1 protein-coding gene and 1 pseudogene are annotated in these 1,510 nt (G+C 63.2%); both read right to left on the bottom strand.

What is annotated here, in order from left to right:
- Window positions 1–160 precede the first annotated feature (160 nt).
- On the bottom strand, window positions 161–1,273 hold the full coding sequence (locus FNJ47_RS46015; protein WP_163163401.1) for an IS110 family RNA-guided transposase: 1,113 nt from the start codon (window positions 1,271–1,273) through the stop codon (window positions 161–163).
- 128 nt (window positions 1,274–1,401) lie between these two features.
- Window positions 1,402–1,510, bottom strand: a pseudogene (locus FNJ47_RS46010) (IS5/IS1182 family transposase); the annotation flags it as partial.

The raw sequence follows: 1,510 nt of genomic DNA, 5'->3' as shown, positions 1-1,510 counted from the left end.
TCTCATGCGCGGGTTGGGTACCGCATGACCGTGGTTTCGTCTTGGGGCTGCCTCGGTCTAGGGGGCGAGCGTCGGCAATGCCGGCTCATAACAGGCCACGAGGATTCCCCGCCGCGCCCTGCCTCCTGCCCTGGGCACCGATATGGTCGAGCAGCGCTCTTCAGGCGGCCGGCCCGAGTTGTACTTGACGAGTGATCGCCCACAGGAAGCCAACCATCTCGCGTGCAATGGCGGTGGTGACGATCACCTTGGGTTTGCCGGCCGCCGACAAGCGGCGATAGCGGGCGCACAGCCTGACCTGGGCCTTCCAGGCGATATCGCGGATAGCTTGAGGCAGGCGCTCGTTACGGTCATGGAGCTTGCGACTGACGCGGGCTTGCATGCGATAGGTCCATGCCCCCTCGATCAGAGCCCGCCTGGCCAGAGCGTTGCCAGCCTTGGTGATGCCGCCGCGTCGGATGGTGGCGCCGCTCGAATGCTCCGACGGCACGAGGCCGAGAAAGGCCATCAACTGGCGGGGATTGTCGAAGCGGGAGAAGTCGCCGACCTCGGCAACCACCGTCACGGCGACGATGAAGGCGACGCCGCGCATCGCCTGCACGGCCTCTACGAACGGCGTCATCGACCATTGTGGCGCCAGCTCCTCGATCCGCTTGGTCAAGCAGTCCACACGGGCCTCAGCGTCGGTCACGGCATGAATGTAGTCTTGCAGAACGATTTGGCTCGCTGGATGATCGAAGCGCACCGTGGTGAGCCAGCGACGATAAGCCAGAGTCCACCCCTTCTTGCCGGCATAAATGCGCCCATGTCGCAGCAGGAAGCCTTGGAGATGTTGCCGTGCCTTGCCGAGCACACGCATCGCCGTGGCGCGGGCTCTCACCAAGTCGCGCATGGCCTCATGCGCCGCATCCGGAACCCACACCGCTGTCAGCTCGCCGCTCCGGTGCAGCTTGGCCAGCATCGCCGCATCGCGGCGGTCGGTTTTAACCCGATCCCCGGCCTTCATCGGGATCAGCGAGGGGGCCACCACGATGCAGTTGTGCCCCAGTCCTGTCAGTTGTCGATGCAGGCCATATCCGCAGGGTCCGGCTTCGTAACAAAAACTGACCTTCCGGTCACCCTTGCCAAGCTTCTTCGCCAGCTTGGCGATTTGATCGGAGCGATTGGGGATGATCCCCAAGTTACGAACTTCACCGCCGCGCATCGCTTCCGCCGCTGCGACTGAAATCGTCGCCTTGTGCACATCCAGTCCCACGAAAATGCTATTGTTCATCAGGCCCGCTCCCCATGCTTGAGGCTCGGCACCGGGACCATCCGGCGCAACCCTCGATAGGAGCTTGCCGCGGGGCGGGCCGCCCGTCACCTCAGAGGGCGAACATAAGGTCTAGGTGGTGTGGACACTTACCGCATCCATAGGACGATAGCAGCCAGAGTGACGACGGCTCGGTAATTTCTGGCTGTCTTTTCGAAGCGTGTTGCGACCCGGCGGAACTGCTTGAGCTTACTGAAG

This window comes from Bradyrhizobium uaiense (genome assembly GCF_010811875.1).
In the GTDB taxonomy this organism is placed as follows: domain Bacteria; phylum Pseudomonadota; class Alphaproteobacteria; order Rhizobiales; family Xanthobacteraceae; genus Bradyrhizobium; species Bradyrhizobium uaiense.
This window is presented reverse-complemented; position numbering and strand designations above follow the sequence as displayed.

Bases quoted from the DNA above. Each gene is read 5' to 3' on its own strand.
- FNJ47_RS46015 (WP_163163401.1), bottom strand. From the start codon at position 1,273: ATGAACAATAGCATTTTCGTGGGACTGGATGTGCACAAGGCGACGATT.